Source organism: Lentzea cavernae (assembly GCF_014653695.1).
GTDB classification, from domain to species: Bacteria; Actinomycetota; Actinomycetes; order Mycobacteriales; family Pseudonocardiaceae; genus Lentzea; species Lentzea cavernae.
This window is the reverse complement of record NZ_BNAR01000004.1, coordinates 533174-549323: the sequence shown is the minus strand read 5'-3', so window position 1 is coordinate 549323 and position 16150 is coordinate 533174. Positions and strand designations below refer to the sequence as shown.

Here is a 16150-nt window from a genome sequence, read left to right as displayed (position 1 = left end):
TCGATGCGCGCCACCCTGCTGGGCGCCGCGATCACGCTGGTAGCGGGCGTTGTCGTGGCAACGCCCGCCCACGCGGCCAACCCGATCGTCACCTCGATCTACACCGCCGACCCGGCCCCGCTGGTCGTCGGCGGCACGATGTACGTCCACGCCGGCCGCGACGAAGCCGCGTCCGGCCAGCAGAACTTCCAGATGCGCGAGTGGCGCGTGCTGTCGAGCACCGACGCCGCCACCTGGACCGACCACGGCGCCAGGGCGAACGTCGGCACGTTCCGCTGGGCCGGCGCCGATGCCTGGGCGAGCGAGGTGGAACCCGGGAACGGCAATTACTACTGGTACACCTCGGTCAACGGCAACGGCGCCGGGTGGATGGACATCGGCGTCGCGGTCGGCGACAGCCCGCTCGGCCCGTTCACCGACGCCAAGGGCGGGCCGCTGATCAGCGACAGCACCCCGAACTCGTCCGCGCTCAACATCGACCCGACGGTGTTCACCGACGACGACGGCCAGGCCTACCTGTACTGGGGCGGGTACTGGGCCCCGCGCGCGGCGAAGCTGAAGCCGAACATGATCGAACTGGACGGTCCGATCGTGACACCCCAGGGCTTGACGAACTTCTGGGAGGCGCCGTTCCTGTTCAAGCGCAACGGCCTCTACTACATGATGTACGCGGCCAACGACACCGGCGGTTGCGTCACGTCGTCCAGCTACGCCTGCCAGCGCTACGCGACCGCGACCAGCCCGATGGGACCGTGGACGCAGCGGGGCGTGGTGCTCGGCCAGGTCTCGTCGACCACCAACCACGCGGGCGTCGCGCAGTTCAACGGCCAGTGGTACGTGGTCTACCACAACGCCCAGGCGCCGGGCGGTGGCAACTTCCGCCGGTCGGTGGCCGTGGACCTGTTGTACTTCAACGCTGACGGCACGATGCAGCGCGTGGTCCAGACGGCCGCCGGTCCGCCGCCAAACCCCGGTGGTGGTGCGAACATCGCCCCGGCCGCCACGGTCTCCACCTCGTACGTGTCGCCGTGGGAGACCACCGCGGCGGTCAACAACGGTGCGACCCCGTCGAGTTCGGCGGACCGCTCGAACCTCGTGTACGGCAACTGGCCCGAGCAGGGCACGCAGTGGCTCGAGTACACCTGGCCGTCCGCGCGGTCGATCAACCGCAGCGCCGTCTACTGGTTCGACGACGACCAGGGCATCGACCTGCCCGCGTCGTGCCGCCTGCAGTACTGGACCGGCACCGCCTACGCCGACCTGCCCGGTACCTGCGGGACGGCCGCGAACACCTTCAACACCAGCAGTTTCACCACCGTGTCCACGACCCGGTTGCGGTTGAGCTTCACCGCGAGGACCGGCCTCTCGACGGGAGTCCTGGAATGGCAAGCCTTCGCCGCCTGACGGCACCCGCGCTGGCCGTGGTGCTGGTCGCGGCCGCGCTGACCCCGGCCTCGGCCGCGCAGACGATCGGGTACCCCGCGTTCAGCGGACCGCCGATCCCCGCGCCGCCCGCCGGGTACAGCACCGCCAGCACGATGCACGCGATCTACGACGCCGAGGTCGGCGGTACCGACTTCTGGATGGACCGCCTGCTGGCCCGGCCGGGCAACGACCCGGCGGGCAACTTCCTGATGACCCGCGGGCGCGGCCTGTTCATGTACACCCACAACCCGGCGGTGATCGGGTTCGGCGGCAGGTCGGCCTACTGGGACGACATCAGCGGCCAGAACGCCTACTCGGTGGCGCTGTCGCCCGGCACGTTCACCGAGCTGGTCTCCTCGCGGGTGCAGAAACCCAGCCACTACAAGAGCGTCTTCGCCAGCGGTGCGGTCCGGGTCGAGATGACCAAGTTCATCACGCACAACAACGTGGCGGTGACGAACCTGGTGGTCCTGAACACGGGCAGCGCGCCGGCGACGCTGCGGATGCGGGCCACCTCGCCGTACGCGACGACCGCGAGCGGCACCGAGCTGACCGGCAGCAGGCAGGTGAAGAACAACCTCACCACGATCCAGCCGCGACTGTCCGGCGACGGGTTCGCGGTCGCCAGCGGCGGACTGGACAGGACGATCACCCTGGGCGTCGGGCAGAGCGTCACCACCAAGGTCGCCATGGGCTTCCTGACGAGCGAGATCCCCGCGTCCTCGACGGAGTACCAGTCCTACCGCGGGTACACGCCCCAGACGGCGTTCGCCACCCACGTGCGCGCCTACAACCGGTGGTGGGCCGACAACATCCCCTACATCGACGTGCCCGACCCGGCGATCAAGAAGAACGTCTACTACCGCTGGTGGCTCATGCGCTTCAACCACCTCGACGTCGACATCCCCGGCCAGGACTACCAGTTCCCGGTCTCCGTCGAGGGCGCCACCGGCTACAACAACGCGATCGTGCTGACCCAGCCGATGCACATCGACGACCTCAAGTACCTGCGCGATCCCGTCTTCTCCTACGGGCCCTGGCTCTCGGCGGGGCAGACGTCCAAGGGCGGTCGGTTCCTGGACAACCCCGGAGATCCGGAGAACTGGTCCAACTCCTACACCCAGTACATCTCCGAGGCCGCGTGGCGCAGCTACCAGGTCCACGGCGGCCAGCCGTCGATCGCGGCCCTGCTGGCCAAGTACGCGGAAGGCGACGCAAAGGGCCAGCTCTCGTTCTACGACACCAACAACAACGGGGTCATCGAGTACGACTGGGGCGCGCTCACCGGCAACGACGCCGACGCGGTGTCGTTCGACTGGCGGGCAGGCCGGCTCGACCGCGCGGAGACGGCGTACGTGTGGAGCGGAGCCGTTGCCGCACAACAGGCCTACGCCCTGGCCGGCAACACCGCCAAGGCCGCGGAGATGCAGGCGCTGGCCGACCGGATCCGTTCCGGCGTGGTGAACACCCTGTGGAACCCGTCCCGGCAGCTGCTGGAGCACAAGCACGTCGCCACGAACACGCACGTCCCGTGGAAGGAGATCAACAACTACTACCCGTTCTCGGTCGGCCTGATGCCGAACACCGACCAGTACAAGCAGGCGCTGCGCCTGTTCGCCGACGCGGCCGAGTACCCGGTGTTCCCGTTCTACACGGCCAACCAGCGCGACAAGGCGGCAGCGGCGGCGGCCGGCCACCCCGGCTCGAACAACTTCTCCACGATCAACTCGACGGTGCAGTTCCGCCTCTACTCCTCGGTGCTGCGCAACTACCCGAACCAGTGGATGACCGCGGAGGACTACAAGAAGCTGCTCTACTGGAATACCTGGGCGCAGTACGTCGGCGGCAACACGCAGTGGCCGGACGCCAACGAGTTCTGGGCGGACTGGAACGGCAGCGGCATCCAGTACCGGTCGTGGATCCACCACAACGTCCTCGGCAGCGGCAACTGGACCGTCGTGGAGGACGTCGCCGGGCTGCGGCCGCGCACCGACGGGCTGATCGAGCTGTCGCCGATCGCCATCGGCTGGTCGCACTTCGCGGTCAACAACCTGCGCCACCGCAACGCCGACCTGAGCGTGGTGTGGGACGACCCGTCCGACGGCGTGACCCGGTACAACGGTGTCCCGCAAGGCTATTCGGTGTACCTGAACGGCACCCGCGCGTTCACCGCCGACCGGCTGACCCGCGTGCTCTACGACCCGGCTACCGGCTCGGTCACGCTGCCCTCGGGCGGATCGGTGACCTACCAGACGGCGATCCCCGGTGTCCGCGCTCCGCGGGACGTCGTGCAGAACAGCACGCGGATGGTGGACGTGTTCGCCAAGGCCGGTGTCGACCTGACCTCGTCGCGGCCGAACGTGGCGCAGGGCGCGTCGGCGTCCTACACGGCGTCCGGGACGTCGGCCGGCGCCGCCGTGGACGGTTTCCCGATCAACGAACCGATCTGGGGCAGCTCCGGCTCGCCGAACGCGACCGACTGGTACGAGCTGAACCTCGGGCAGCAGCGCCAGATCAGCGAGGTACGGCTGTACTTCCGCGACGACCGCGCGGCCAACCGCTACCGGGCGCCCGCGTCGTACCAGGTCCAGCACTGGAACGGGAGCGCGTGGGCGGACGTGGGCGGCCAGGCCCGCACACCGGCCGCGCCGCGTGCCAACTACAACGTCGTCCAGTTCACCCCGGTCAGCACGCAGCGGCTCCGCGTCGTGATGACGCACGCCGGTGGCTTCCGGACGGGGCTGACGGAGGTGAAGATCTACTAGGCGGCGAGCTGCGGGCGGCCGGCGCTGGTCGCCCGCAGCGACCTCAGTAGCTGAACGTGGTCGCGGCCTCGTCGCCGATCCACTTCCACAACGGGACGGTGCCGTTCAGTTCGGCACCGGAGATGAGGTCGTCGGTGTCGAGGTGCTTGGCGTTGAAGCAGAGAGGGCAGACGTAGTAGCGCCCGCCCGCCGCCTCGTAGCGCTGGAGCAGGTCGGCCAGCGGTGGGCAGCCGTCGCACGCGGTGCCCGTGGCGGTGCCGGTCAGGGAGAGGCGCACCGCCTCCTTGGACAGGAACATCAGCGTGTCGCGGCCGGTCTCGGCGGCGCCGACCGCGACGAGGAAGGCGACGGTCACCTTCTCGGGGTCCTCGAGTCCCGTCGCCAGGCTGATGACGGCTTTGTTCGGCATGGTCTGCTCCTCTTTCGTCGGGGAGCTCCGACGTTAGGAGCGGGACGAGCCCGTGTCGTCGGGCGTTCTCCCTACAGATCGAGCGGGTCGAGCAGGCCGTTGCGCAGCGCGAACAGCGTCGCGGTCGCGCGGGACGACGCCCCGGTCTTGGTGTAGATCCGCTCGATGTGCGTGCCCGCGGTCCTGCGGGAGATCCCCAGCCGCTCGGCGACCTCACCGGTCTGCGCGCCGCGGGAGATCAGGACCAGCACCTCGACCTCCCGCGGCGTGAGGCCGGCCGGACCCGACACCCGCCGCCTGCCGCCGTTGCCCGCGGCGGCGAGGACGGCCTCGGCCGCGTCACCGTCGAGCGCGCCGGACCGGATCGCGTCCCTGATGGCGCCGACGGCCTGCTTGTCGGTCAACGCCGCCCTGTGCGCCCTCGGCTCGAGCATCGCCCGGTAGGCGCACGCCGCGGCCAGCACGCGCCCGGTCATCGGCACGGACGCGCCGGACAGGCCGCGGTGGTAGCCGCTGCCGTCCATGCGCTCGTGCGCCATCGCCGCGATCGCGCCCGGCTTCGCCAGCGCCGCCGGACGGGCCAGGACGCGCTCGGTGTAGTACGAACTGAGCCGGACGCGCTCCCAGTCGGTGGCCGACAGCGGTCCCGGCTGGTCCAGCACGGTGACCGGTACGCCGTGCAGCCCGATGTCGTGCAGCAGACCGGCTCGGCGGGTGGCGACGACGTCCGCGGCGGGCAGGCCCATCGACCGGGCAGCCGCACCGGCGAGGTCCGCGACACCGCGGGAGTGCCCGGCACGTGAGGCGCAGCGCAGGTCCGTGAAGTCGGCCAGCGCCTCCAGGGCCGTGTCGAGCTCGCCCTCCGTCAGAGGGCGGCGCGGCGCCGTGAGCGGGTCGATCCCGGCGTTGGTCAGCACGTCGGGTGCGTGCGCGACGAACGCGTCGACCACGTCGGGCGCGAACTGGCGGCCACGCCGTGCTCGGGCGACCTCGAGCGCACCCTCGACGCCACCGGTCCGGTACCGCACCTCGACGACGTCGGCCAGGTGCAGCAGCCGGATGGCCGGCGCGATGTCCGTGCCGCCCACGCCCTGCGGCACGCCACGACCGTCCCACCGGGTGAAGAACTGCCGCAACGCCGTCGCCACGTCCTGCCCGAGCCCGAGCCGCTCCGCCAGCGCCGACGTCGTCGTGCAGTGCGACCGCATGCCCTGCACGACGTTCTGGCCGCCGGTCGCCAGGAGCGTCGTCGCCACCCGCAGCCGGTGCCACATCGGCCCGCCGCGTCCGGCGCGGCGCAGGAAGAACCCGACCGCGGCCGGTCCGGCGAGATCGACCTCGTAGCTGTCCGCGCGGAACGCGATGTCGTCACCGAACGACGCGGCGACCTCCGGGGAGTCCGCGACGCAGCCGACCCAGCCGAGCATCGAGACGGGGAACAACGACCTCCGCTGATCCTCGGGCAGGCCCATGTGCCCGGCGAGCCGCTCCGCGATCCGCCACGACCGGAGCACGTGCTCCATCGGCTGACCCAGCCCGAGGTCCGTGGCCAGCGAGAACGCCGCCAGCAGCTCGGCCAGGCCGATCCCGGCGTCCCTGTCCGCAGACTCCACCGGCGAAGCGTAGCCCCGCCACGAGCCCCGGCCGAGGCACTACCGTCGGCCGGGTGACCGTCACCAGGGCCGAGGCCGTGCTCACCGCCAAGGCCGAGCTCGACTTCGCGGCGGCCGCCCGCATCTTCGCCGGGGCGGAGTTGCGCCGGATCGGTGGCGCGGTGGTGTCCAGGGTGCCCGCGTTGCCGAACCACGTCCCCTACAACAAGGCCCGGGGTTTCACCCTCGCCGACGCGGTGCACCTGCCCGCCGTCGAGGCCTTCTACGCGGAGGCGGGCGTGCGGGCCGCCGTCGAGGTGTGGGAGGGCGACTCGTCGGACGACCTGCACGGCCTGTTGCGGTCGGCGGGTCTGGCGCCCACCGCTCCCACCGCGGCGTTGCACAGGAGGCCGGGCGGTGACGGCCTGGGCGCCGTGCAGGTCGACGAGGTGGCCGGGGAACACCTGGACGTCCTGCTGGCGGGCTACGAGGTCGGGCCCGACGCCACGGCGTTCCGGACCATGCTGGCGATCGAGCAGGCCACGCCGGGATTGCGGCGGTATCTGGCCTTCGTGGACGGACGCCCGGCGGCCGCGGCGGCGTTGTTCACCCACGGGGGAACGAGTCTGCTCGCCGGTGCCGCCACCGTGCCGGAGTTCCGGCGCAGGGGGTGTCAGGCCGCCCTGGTCGCCCGGCGCCTCGCCGACGCCGCCGCGGACAGCGACCTTGTGGTCGTCACGGCGGCGTCCGGTTCGGTGAGCCACAAGAACCTGACGCGACTGGGATTCGAGATGACCCACACGCGCACCGTGTGGCGCTGAGAAACGCCTACGCGTCACCCGCGGTGTGCCGGAACTGGCCCGGCGGCACGCCCATCACGCGGGTGAACGCGTGCGAGAACGAGCTGTGCGAGGCATAACCGAGCCGGCGGCCGACCTCCGTCACCGAGACGTCGTGGCCGCGCAGGAGGCGGACGGCGTGCCGCATGCGCAGGCGGAGCAGGTATTCGAGTGGCGGGACGCCGACCGCGTCGCGGAAGCGCGTGGCGAAGGTGGAGCGTGCGAGGTGGACCCGCTGCGCCAGTTCGGGAACCGTCCAGGGGTGGCCGGGCTCGGCGTGCACCGCCCGCAACGCGGGAGCGAGTTGCGGATCCTTCAGTGCGGAGAGCCAGCCGCCGGGACGTTCGGCAACCTCCACGTAGGACCTGAACGCCTGCACGAGAACGATGTGCGCCAGGTGGTTCCGAACGAGGTCGGCGCCTGGCAGTGGAGTGCCGGCGGCGGTCTCGGCGATCAGCAGGTCCATGGCTGCCTGCAGGGCGGGCGCGGGGACCTCCGAGGACGGGATCGGGAGCACCGGCGGCACGAGGTCGAGGAGCAGGGCAGCGTGGTCGGGGTCGAGCACGAACCTGCCGCCGGTGATGACCGCCTCGGCCTCGCCGCCGCCCAGCCGGAGGTGACCGTCGACGGCGTCCGCGGTGAACCTCGCGGACGCCGAGTCGAACTCGTGCGCGGCGAGGTCGGGTGCGCCCGCCATCGTGTACGGCCCGCCCGCGACGAGCAGGTAGCAGTCGCCCGCGCCCAGCCGCACCGGTGCGGAGGTCTCGGTGGCGATCCAGCACCCACCCCGGTGCACCACGCCGAACTTGGCGTGCGAGGTGCCCGAGAACCGCAGGCCCCACCGCCCCGACGCGTCCAGGCGCGACGTGACGGCCGCCTCGACGGCGACCATCGAGAGAATATCCGAGAGCGGGTCCACCAGCCGATCATAGCCTGGAGCATCAAGCACAAAACCCGGTGTTCCTAGTACTGAAAAGCCAGCCAAAGCGGCTTAGCGTGGTGTTCATGAAATACCGCATGCTCGGCAACACCGGCGTCCACGTCTCCACCGTCAGCCTCGGCACCATGACCTTCGGCGGGGCGGGCACCGCGCTCGGCGACGCCCTGGGCGGCCTCGACCAGGCCGCCGCGGACGCCGTGGTCGGACGCGCCCTCGACGACGGCATCACCCTCGTGGACACCGCGGACGTGTACTCCGGCGGCGAGTCCGAGGTCCTGCTCGGCAAGGCGCTCGGCGCCCGCCGTGACGACGTCGTCCTCGCGACGAAGTTCAGCGCCCGCGTCGGGGAGGGCCCGAACCGCGTCGGTGCCTCGCGCCTGCACCTCGTCCGCGCCCTCGAGGACAGCCTGCGCCGGCTCGGCACCGGCCACGTCGACCTGTACCAGCTGCACAGCTTCGACCCGGTGACGCCGATCCACGAGACGCTCGCCGCGCTCGACGACGTGGTCCGGCAGGGCAAGGTGCGCTACATCGGGTGTTCGAACCTGGCCGCCTGGCAGCTGATGAAGGCGCTGGGGCTGTCCGATCGGCACGGGTGGGCGCGGTTCGTCGCCTCCCAGTCCTACTACTCGCTGCTGGGCCGCGACGTCGAACGGGAGATCGCGCCGCTCGCCGTGGACCAGGCCGTGTCCCTGCTCGTGTGGGCGCCGCTGGCGGGCGGGATCCTGTCCGGCAAGTACGACAGGACCGGGTCGAGCGAGGCGGGGTCGCGCCGCTCGGCGGAGAACTACCCGGACTTCCCTCCCGTGGACCACTCGACCGCGTGGGACGTCGTCGACGTGGTGCGCGCCGTCGCCGGACGGCACGAGGTGAGCCCCGCGCAGGTCGCACTGGCGTGGGTCCTGGCGCAGCCGGGCGTCACCAGCGTCGTCGTCGGGGCGAAGCGCCCTGATCAGATCGCGGACAGCGCGGCCGCCGCGGAACTCGAGCTGACCGCCGAGGACCTCGCCCGGCTCGACGCGGTGAGCAGGGGCGCGAGGCCGTACCCGGACTGGGTGTGGGACTTCGCGGGCGGCGGCCGCGTCCCCGCGTGACCCGGCTCGGTCCACGGTGGACGAACCCGGTCTGGGTAGCATCGCGGACATGCCTTTTGCCGACGAGTTGATCGGTGTCCAGACCGTTCGCGCCCTCGTCACCTCCCTGCGGACCGCACGGCCGGAAGCGGGCCTGTCCCGGCTTCGCGATGCCGAGAACGCCTTGGCGCCGCTGGCACTCCGGGAGCGCAGCGACCTCCTGCGCGACGCGCTGCTCGGCGACCTGCCGGGCGACTACGCGTCGTTCGCGCGGACCGTGCGCGCCGCGGCGGACGAGTCGCCGTCGTTCACCGGGTGGATGATCTGGCCGGTCACCAGTGCCGTGGCCGCCAAGGCGATCAGCGAGGGCGGCGTGGACGCGTTCGACGACGCCCTCGCCCTGCTGGCGGAGCTCACGGGGCGCCTGACGTCGGAGTTCGCCCTGCGTGCCCTGCTCAACGCGGACCTGGGGCGAGCCCTCGGCGTGATCGAGGGCTGGACCCGGTCGGACTCGGAGCACGTGCGCAGGCTCGCCTCGGAGGGAACGCGCCCGCTGCTGCCCTGGGCGATCCGCGTGCCCGGCGTCCTCACCGACCCCGGGACGACCCTGCCGATCCTCGACGCGCTGCACCGCGACGACAGCGAGTACGTGCGGCGGTCGGTCGCCAACCACCTCAACGACATCAGCCGCCGGCACCCGGACGTGGTCGTCGCGACCGCGGCCGGGTGGATGGCGGAGCCCGATGTGAACACCGCGCGGCTCGTGCGCCACGGCCTGCGAACCCTGGTGAAGCAAGGACATCCGGGCGCGCTCGGGCTGCTGGGGTTCTCCTCGGTGAGCCTCGACGTCGTCGGTCCGCTGCTCTCCACCGACACCGTGACGATCGGGGAGACGTTGTCGTTCACGGGATCCGTGCGCAACCTCGACCGGGAGCCCGCCCGGTTGGTGATCGACTACGTGGTGCACCACCGCAAGGCCAACGGCACGCTGACCGGCAAGACGTTCAAGCTGACGACCCGGACCGTCGAGCCGGGGGAGACCTACGAGCTCAGCCGGGACCACTCGTTCCGGGTGATCACCACCCGCCGGTACCACCCCGGGCAGCACGCCGTCGAACTGCAGGTCAACGGCGTGCGCTCCGGTCGTGCCGAGTTCGTCCTGGTGGACGGTTCCTGAGCAGTGGCGCGTCACGCAACGTTGGCGGCGTATTCCACGCTCAGCAGGGCGCCTCGCGGCACCGCCCGTCCAGTATGAGGACGTGGGGGCGGCACCACGACGCACCCGTCTGACCGCGAATTCCACCGGCAACGTTGCGAGCCGCACCACTGCTACTCGGTTCCCTCGAACGTGACGGCGGTGTCTGTGCGGGCGGGCTGGCCCCACACGAAGTCACGTGCCGCCGCGTCGCCGCTCAGGTGATGGCGGAACCACGACGTCATGACCCGCTTCGCCGCGGTGAGCTGGGCGGCGCGGGTGATGGAACCGTTGTCGCAGAACAGGCCTGAGGTGTCCATGAAGCCGCAGTGGAACCCGCCGGTGATGGTGCGCAGCTGCTTCGACGGTGGTTTCGCGGCGAACATCGGCCGTTGGTGCTCGGCGACCGGTGTGATGGTGTCCTGGGATCCGGCCAGGAACTGCGCGGGTGCCGCGAGAGTCGCCGCTGCCGCCTTGGCCGACGGGGTGGTCTCGGCCGCCGCGTAGGTGGACACGGCGGTGATCCTGGGGTTGCGCGCCGCCGCGAGCACCGCCGCGCCGCCGCCCATGGAGTGGCCCGCGACGCCGAGCGAGGCCGTGCTGACGTGGTCGCGGAAACGCGAGCCGGTGGTGGTGTCCTGAGCGACCAGCCAGGTCAGGCCGGCGTTGAGCTCGTCGGCGAACGTGCCGTGGTTCGGGCTCAGCCCGCCCTGCGTGGTCGGCACCACGACGACGAAGCCCCACGAGGCCAGGTGGGTGCTGGTGCTCGTGTACTTGGACGTCGCCTGGAAGAAGCCGTGGCCGAAGGCGATCGCGGGGAACCTGCCCGCCGCCACGGGCTGGTTCGCCCCGGCGGCCGTGGCGGGGTAGTGGACGCGCGCGGGCACGGACCGGCCGCCCGCGACGGCGGTGACATCGCTGTACGCCACCGGGTACGAGCCGGGCAGGCCGTAGTCCGGTGGCGCGGCTAACGCGGTGGGGGCGGCCAGGACCGAGGCCGCCAGGGTGAGCGTCGTTACGAGAACTCGCATGAACCACTCCTCGTGAGATGGGTGGATCCGCGGCGCTGGTGGCGCCGCGAAGTCAGGGCGAGCCGAACCGCATGCGCAGGTTCGTGACCGCGAGGTGCAGGCGCGGCCGGGTATGGGTGAGCCAGCCGAGCGCGCCGCCGGAGGTGACCCGCCAGCGCAGCCGGGTGGGCCGGACGCGGGCGGTGGTGCGCAACCGGGTGCGACGTGTGTCGTCTCCCAGCGTCTGCCACACCGATGTCGTGATCCACGCCGGCAGTCCCGGCGCCCTGCGCGGGCGTTCGTCGGCACCGGCGATGCCGTGCGCGTCCGCGGTCAGACCTGGTTCGGCGACGAGCGTGAAGTCCGCAATCTCTTTGGGAATTCCCCACATCGCCCGCGCTCCTGCCCGCGACGTCTCGTCGTCGACCCAGATGTCGGTGATGGTCACGCCCAGGCGGAATCCGCGGCGCACCACCACGGCCGTCATCAGCTCGCGGTAGGAGAGCAGGCCCGGCGGGGTGTAGTCGACGAACGCGGACACCACGACCACGTGGCCGAACAGGGTCAGCGGCACCACGCCCGGAGGTGGCGGGGGCACCGCCGAGCGCGGTGCCGTCGACACCGTGAGCCAGCCACGGCCGCACAGGTCCCACGGTTCGGGAGGGAAGTCAGCGGGCATCGGCGGCCTCTCCTTCGTGGCGCAACGCCGCCGGCGCACCGGCGGGCACCGCGGGGCGGCGCGGGGGGACGGGGCGGAGCCGCACGTAGTTCGAGCCGAGCGGCGGGCGTGGATCGGGCTCGCCCTTCCGAGGCCACAACGACATCGCGCGCTCGGCGAGCGCGGTGATGGTCAGCGCCGGGTTGACGCCGAGGTTGGCCGGGATCGTCGAGCCGTCCACGACGTGCAGCCCGGGGTGGCCGTGCACCCGGTGGTACGGGTCGACCACGCCGGTGGCGGGGGAGTCGCCGATGACGCAGCCCCCGATGAGGTGCCCCGTCAGCGGGATGTCCGCCATGTCCGTCCACGCGCCCCTGGCCACCCCGCCCGACAGCGCGGCGAGCCGCCTCGCCACGTCGTGCCCGGCCGGGATCCAGGACGGGTTGGGCTCGCCCTCGCCCTGGGTCGTGGTCAGGCGGCCGTTCCTGGTCCTCGTGGTGAGCGAGTTGTCAAGGCTCTGCATGACCAGCAACGCGATGGTCTCCTCCGACCACCTGCGGGGCGTGTGCAACCGCAGTGCGGTGCGGAGCTCGGCCCTGAGCTGGGCGAGGCCGCGGCGCGACCGGGCGGGGCCGCCGTCGACGAGCGTCGTCATGAGCAGGCCCAGCAGGTTGCTGCCGCGTCCGTAGCGCACGACCTCGACGTGCGTGTTCTCGTCCGGGTGGATCGACGACGTGATCGCGATGCCCCGCGAGTGGTCGACCTTCCCGTCCGTCGAGCGCACCGCGACGACCGCCTCGGAGTTGGTGCGGCACAACGCTCCGAGCCGTGGTGAGAGCCCGGGCAGACCGCCGCCGTCACGGATGCGGTGCAACAGCTGTTGCGTGCCGAGCGACGCCGCGGCGAACACCACCTGGCCGGCCGTGAACACGCGCTCCGCGCGCCCGCCGGTGCGACGCGTCCGCACGGCGTACCCGCCACCGCTGCCGGGCCGCACGTCGGTCACCGTGGTCAACGGCCACACCTCGGTGCCCGCTTGCTCGGCGAGGTGCAGGTAGTTCTTCGGCAGCGTGTTCTTCGCGTTGTGCCGGCACCCGGTCATGCACGCGCCGCAGGCGATGCAGCCGTTGCGCCGGGGGCCCGCGCCGCCGAAGAAGGGGTCCTCACCGTCGCGTCCGAAGTGGACACCGACGCGGGTGGGGCGGAACGTCGCCTCCACCCCGAGTTCGGTGGACACCTCGCGCAGCAGCCGGTCGGCCTCGGTGCGCAGCGGGTTCTCCACCACGCCGAGCATCCGGCTCGCCTGGTCGTAGTGCGGTGCGAGCTCGGAACGCCAGTCGGTGACGTGCCCCCAGCGCGGGTCGCGGAAGAACGCGTCGGACGGTTCGTACAGGGTGTTGGCGTACACGAGGGAACCGCCGCCGACACCGGCTCCGCTGAGGACCAGCACGTCGTGCAGCGGGGTGATCCGCTGGATGCCGGTGCACCCGATGGCCGGTGCGAACAGGTAGTCGCGCAGGTGCCAGGAGTTGCGCGGCAGCTCGTGGTCGGCGAACCGCCGGCCCGCCTCCAGCACGCCCACGCGGTAGCCCTTCTCGGTCAGCCGCAGGGCCGTCACCGCGCCGCCGAACCCCGAGCCGATGACGAGCACGTCGTAGTCCACGCCTCACACCCCTTCCGAGGTCAGGTCGTCCGCGCGCGTCAGCACGTGGTCCTCGACCCGCAGGCGCGCCGTCCTGCGGAGGTACTCCCTGGTGCTGCCCGGCCAGTTGGTCGTGATCGACCCGTCCTCGGCGCGGTACCACGAGGCGCAGCCGCTCCACACGCCGTTCGCGAGCCGGGATCGCATCTCCGCGTCGAACGCGTCGGCGACCTCGGGCCGCACCTCCAAACAGGCCGCGCCGGACTCCGCGAGGTGGCGCACCGCGGCGACGACGTAGCGGGACTGCGCCTCGATCATCGTGACGATCGAGTTGCCGCCGAGGTTGGTGTTCGGGCCGTAGACCAGGAAGAAGCTGGGGAAACCGGGCACGGACATGCCCAGGTGCGCCCGCGGCCGCCCGCCCCACACCTCGGCGAGGTCACGGCCGCCCGCACCGGTGACGGTCATCGGCAGCCGGAAGTCGGCGACCTCGAACCCGGTGCCCCAGATCAGCACGTCCGCGGCGTGCTCGCGGCCGTCGGCGGTGCGCACGCCCCGTTCGGTGATCTCGGTGATCGGCTCGGTCACCACCCCGGCGTTGGGCGCGGTGAGTGCCGGATACCAGTCGTTGCTGAACAGCACCCGCTTGCACCCCGCCTGACCGGGCGGCCGCAGCCGTTCCCTCAGGTCGCGATCGCGCACCCGCACCCGCCGGTGGGCCGCCGCCAGACCCGCGACCAGGCTCCGCGAGAACCGCCCGGCGGTGAGGAGTCCCGTCAGCGCCTCGCCCGCGAGCCAGACCCCACCCCGTGCCGCTCGGGCGGTCAGCGGGTGCGCACGGCCGCGCAGCTGCGCATCGGGTTTGGGCAGCACGTGCGGCGCGGACCGCTGGAACACGGTGAGGTGGCCCGCCAGGGGCTGGATCCGCGGCACGAACTGCACCGCGCTCGCACCCGTGCCCACCACCGCGACCCGTTTGCCGCTCAGATCGACGTCGTGCCTCCACTGAGCACTGTGGAACACCGGGCCGCGGAAGCGGTCCAGGCCGGGGATCGCCGGGACCGCCGGCCTGTTCAGCTGGCCCACCGCCGACACGAGCACGTCCGCTTCGAGGACCTCACCGCCGGCCAGCACGACCCGCCACCGCCGCCGTGCCTCGTCGAACGAGGCGGCGACGACGTCCGCGCCGAACCTGATCCGGTCCCGCACCACCGCCGCGGTGCGCTGGAGGTAGGCGAGGATGTCGGGCTGGGCCGAGTACCGGCGCGGCCACGAGAGGTGGGGCGCGAAGGAGTACGAGTAGAGCGAGGACGGCACGTCGCACGCGGCGCCGGGGTAGGTGTTGTCCCGCCAGACCCCGCCGACGCCGTCAGCGCGCTCCAGCACCGTCACCCGGCCGAAACCGGCTCTGTGCAGGGACAACGCGACACCGAGCCCGCCGAACCCGGCACCGATGACCACCACTTCGGGGTTTTCCGACACGAGATCGAAACTAGGAAGAACCACCCGTTCGCACCAGGACAACAGCGGCCGCGCGATTGACAATCGCGGCCATGAGGACGTTGGCCGAACCGGCGACCCGGCACTGGGACTTCCCCCGAGGCATCGCGAGCGTCGCACTCCTGCTGCGCTTCGGCGCCGAGCACGGCCTGCCCCGGCCCGCGCTGCTCGACGGCAGCGACCTCACCCCAGAGCAGCTGGCCGACCCGGCGGCCGAGATCAACGCCCGCCAGGAACTCGCCGTCGTGCGCAACCTGGCCACCCTCCTGCCGAACGCGGGCATAGCCGCCGGCCGCCGCTACCACGCCACGACGTTCGGCGTCCTCGGCCACGCGTTCCTCAGCGCCGCCACCGTGCAGGACGCCATCGACGTGGCGCTGCGCTACCTCGACCTCAGCTTCACCTTCACCGCCCCCACCGCCGCGCTCGACGGCGACCTGCTCGTCATCTCGCTCGACCCCGGCGCCCTGCCCGGCGAGGTCGTGCCGTTCCTCGTCGAACGCGACCTCGCCGCCATCCACACGGTGATCGGCGAGCTGGTGTCCGGCGCGGTACCCGTGCTGTCCGTGGACGTCACCCACCCGGCGCCTGCCGACGTTCGGGCCCACGAGGAGGTGTTCGGCGTGCGGCCCCGGTTCTCCGCACGCCGCAACCAGTCCGTTGTGGACGCGTCCCTGCTGGCCCGGGCTCTGCCGCTGGCCAGCCCGGAGGCCACGGCGTTGTGCGAGCGGCAGTGCCAGGACATCGCCGAGCGCCGCCGCCGCAAGCCGGGCGTGGCGGACGAGGTCCGGCGCCTGTTGGAGCGGTCTGTGCGGTTCGAGGAGACGATGCCGGTCGTGGCCCGTGCGCTCGGTTTGAGCTCGCGCACGCTTCGTCGTCGGTTGAGCGAGTCCGGGACCAGTTATCAGGCGTTGCTCGACGAGGTGAGGTCTGAGCGTGCCGCGGTGATCCTGGCTGGTGGGGGAGTGTCGGTCGAGCAGGCGGCGGTGGAGCTCGGGTTCGCCGAGGCCGCCAGCTTCATCCACGCGTTCCGGCGGTGGTACGGGACGACGCCCAGCAGTTTCGCCCGGTCACGCGCCACGCACTGACCTCCTGCATAATA

Annotated in this window: 13 protein-coding genes; 6 read left to right on the top strand and 7 right to left on the bottom strand. The window is 71.8% G+C overall.

Annotation, left to right across the window (positions count from 1 at the left end; translation table 11 throughout):
• The first annotated feature begins 3 nt into the window (after window positions 1-3).
• Window positions 4-1404 (top strand): glycoside hydrolase family 43 protein, encoded by a 1401-nt coding sequence (locus IE307_RS16485; RefSeq protein ID WP_191298813.1) that lies wholly within the window; start codon window positions 4-6, stop codon window positions 1402-1404.
• Window positions 1383-4190, top strand: a complete 2808-nt coding sequence (locus IE307_RS16480) for a discoidin domain-containing protein (protein ID WP_191298812.1) — start codon at window positions 1383-1385, stop codon at window positions 4188-4190. Before IE307_RS16485 ends, IE307_RS16480 begins: the two co-directional genes overlap by 22 nt.
• A gap of 43 nt (window positions 4191-4233) precedes the next feature.
• Here IE307_RS16480 and IE307_RS16475 read toward each other — a convergent pair whose 3' ends face one another.
• Both IE307_RS16475 and IE307_RS16470 read right to left on the bottom strand, forming a co-directional pair.
• Window positions 4234-4599, bottom strand: coding sequence for a DsrE family protein (locus IE307_RS16475; RefSeq protein ID WP_191298811.1), 366 nt, complete (start codon window positions 4597-4599; stop codon window positions 4234-4236).
• 71 nt (window positions 4600-4670) lie between these two features.
• Complete coding sequence (locus tag IE307_RS16470; RefSeq protein WP_229904763.1) at window positions 4671-6212, bottom strand: HD domain-containing phosphohydrolase; 1542 nt, start codon at window positions 6210-6212, stop codon at window positions 4671-4673.
• 53 nt (window positions 6213-6265) lie between these two features.
• Between IE307_RS16470 and IE307_RS16465 the strand changes: the two genes are divergently transcribed.
• Window positions 6266-7012, top strand: coding sequence for a GNAT family N-acetyltransferase (locus IE307_RS16465; RefSeq protein WP_191298810.1), 747 nt, complete (start codon window positions 6266-6268; stop codon window positions 7010-7012).
• A 7-nt stretch (window positions 7013-7019) separates the two neighbouring features.
• On the opposite strand, the gene IE307_RS16460 is transcribed toward IE307_RS16465, so the two are convergent.
• Window positions 7020-7949 carry an AraC family transcriptional regulator gene (locus tag IE307_RS16460; protein WP_268250376.1) on the bottom strand — a complete coding sequence of 310 codons (930 nt, stop codon included), beginning with the start codon at window positions 7947-7949 and terminating at the stop codon, window positions 7020-7022.
• Between the two features lie 86 nt (window positions 7950-8035).
• Between IE307_RS16460 and IE307_RS16455 the strand changes: the two genes are divergently transcribed.
• Both IE307_RS16455 and IE307_RS16450 read left to right on the top strand, forming a co-directional pair.
• Window positions 8036-9064: an aldo/keto reductase gene (locus IE307_RS16455; RefSeq protein WP_191298808.1), complete on the top strand. Its 1029-nt coding sequence runs from the start codon at window positions 8036-8038 to the stop codon at window positions 9062-9064.
• Window positions 9065-9113: 49 nt separating this feature from the next.
• Window positions 9114-10220 carry a DNA alkylation repair protein gene (locus tag IE307_RS16450; RefSeq protein WP_191298807.1) on the top strand — a complete coding sequence of 369 codons (1107 nt, stop codon included), beginning with the start codon at window positions 9114-9116 and terminating at the stop codon, window positions 10218-10220.
• Between the two features lie 152 nt (window positions 10221-10372).
• Here IE307_RS16450 and IE307_RS16445 read toward each other — a convergent pair whose 3' ends face one another.
• The 4 genes from IE307_RS16445 to IE307_RS16430 are packed head-to-tail and all read right to left on the bottom strand — an operon-like array spanning window position 10373 to window position 15030.
• The gene (locus IE307_RS16445; RefSeq protein ID WP_191298806.1) at window positions 10373-11269 is read right to left on the bottom strand and encodes an alpha/beta hydrolase family protein; all 897 of its coding nucleotides are present in this window, start codon (window positions 11267-11269) and stop codon (window positions 10373-10375) included.
• Window positions 11270-11321: 52 nt separating this feature from the next.
• The gene (locus IE307_RS16440; protein ID WP_191298805.1) at window positions 11322-11927 is read right to left on the bottom strand and encodes an acetoacetate decarboxylase family protein; all 606 of its coding nucleotides are present in this window, start codon (window positions 11925-11927) and stop codon (window positions 11322-11324) included.
• Window positions 11917-13569, bottom strand: coding sequence for an FAD-dependent oxidoreductase (locus IE307_RS16435; protein WP_191298804.1), 1653 nt, complete (start codon window positions 13567-13569; stop codon window positions 11917-11919). Before IE307_RS16435 ends, IE307_RS16440 begins: the two co-directional genes overlap by 11 nt.
• A gap of 3 nt (window positions 13570-13572) precedes the next feature.
• Window positions 13573-15030 carry a flavin-containing monooxygenase gene (locus IE307_RS16430; RefSeq protein ID WP_191298803.1) on the bottom strand — a complete coding sequence of 486 codons (1458 nt, stop codon included), beginning with the start codon at window positions 15028-15030 and terminating at the stop codon, window positions 13573-13575.
• Between the two features lie 71 nt (window positions 15031-15101).
• Here IE307_RS16430 and IE307_RS16425 point away from each other — a divergent pair, with 71 nt between their 5' ends.
• Entirely contained in the window at window positions 15102-16136 is a 1035-nt protein-coding gene (locus tag IE307_RS16425; protein ID WP_191298802.1) for an AraC family transcriptional regulator, read from the top strand.
• Window positions 16137-16150 lie beyond the last annotated feature (14 nt).

Excerpts from the sequence above, each read along its gene's own strand:
- IE307_RS16440 (WP_191298805.1), bottom strand. The coding sequence starts at position 11,927 with ATGCCCGCTGACTTCCCTCCCGAACCGTGGGACCTGTGCGGCCGTGGC.
- IE307_RS16455 (WP_191298808.1), top strand. The coding sequence starts at position 8,036 with ATGAAATACCGCATGCTCGGCAACACCGGCGTCCACGTCTCCACCGTC.
- IE307_RS16480 (WP_191298812.1), top strand. The coding sequence starts at position 1,383 with ATGGCAAGCCTTCGCCGCCTGACGGCACCCGCGCTGGCCGTGGTGCTG.
- IE307_RS16475 (WP_191298811.1), bottom strand. The coding sequence starts at position 4,599 with ATGCCGAACAAAGCCGTCATCAGCCTGGCGACGGGACTCGAGGACCCC.
- IE307_RS16485 (WP_191298813.1), top strand. The coding sequence starts at position 4 with ATGCGCGCCACCCTGCTGGGCGCCGCGATCACGCTGGTAGCGGGCGTT.
- IE307_RS16450 (WP_191298807.1), top strand. The coding sequence starts at position 9,114 with ATGCCTTTTGCCGACGAGTTGATCGGTGTCCAGACCGTTCGCGCCCTC.
- IE307_RS16425 (WP_191298802.1), top strand. The coding sequence starts at position 15,102 with ATGAGGACGTTGGCCGAACCGGCGACCCGGCACTGGGACTTCCCCCGA.
- IE307_RS16445 (WP_191298806.1), bottom strand. The coding sequence starts at position 11,269 with ATGCGAGTTCTCGTAACGACGCTCACCCTGGCGGCCTCGGTCCTGGCC.